We start from the raw sequence: 545 nt of genomic DNA, 5'->3' as shown, positions 1-545 counted from the left end.
ATGGACTTGTAAAYCTTATGGCATACYTTAAAAAATACAATGTATTTTTAATTATGGCATTATTATTTGCTATAGAAGGTTCAATAATAATTGTTAGTAATCCTGATAGATTAAGTCAAATAACAGATTTAATTACAGAAGGTATAGTTACAGGAATAGATATAGAAAAAATTAATAAGATAGGTATTTTACTTGCATCTTTATATATAATTAGTTTTATATTCTCTTATTCACAAGGGTTTATAATGGCTACAGTTACACAAAAGATAACTAATAAATTAAGAAGTGATATTTCACAAAAGATTAATCGATTACCATTAAAATACTTTGATAGAACAACTTTTGGTGATGTATTAAGTCGTGTAACTAATGATGTAGATACTATAGGTCAAACACTAAAYCAAAGTRTKGGAAGCTTAGTTAGTGGTATATCATTACTAATTGGTTCTTTATATATGATGTTTACTACAAATGTAACTTTAACAATTACAGCAATATTAGCAACTTTAATTGGTTTTGTATTTATGACAGTAATAGTATCAAAA

At 24.6% G+C, this 545-nt stretch carries 1 protein-coding gene; it reads left to right on the top strand.

Translation table 11 applies throughout. The features are described 5' to 3' along the window. Positions 1-17: 17 nt before the first annotated feature. Positions 18-545, top strand: a 528-nt coding sequence (locus tag G3997_RS05735) for an ABC transporter transmembrane domain-containing protein (RefSeq protein WP_296644269.1), incomplete at its 3' end; no start/stop codon positions are given.

It is taken from the genome of Romboutsia sp. 13368 (assembly GCF_018336475.1).
GTDB lineage: Bacteria > Bacillota > Clostridia > Peptostreptococcales > Peptostreptococcaceae > Romboutsia.
Note: the sequence above shows the minus strand (reverse complement) of the source record. Positions and strands in the feature narration are given on the sequence as shown.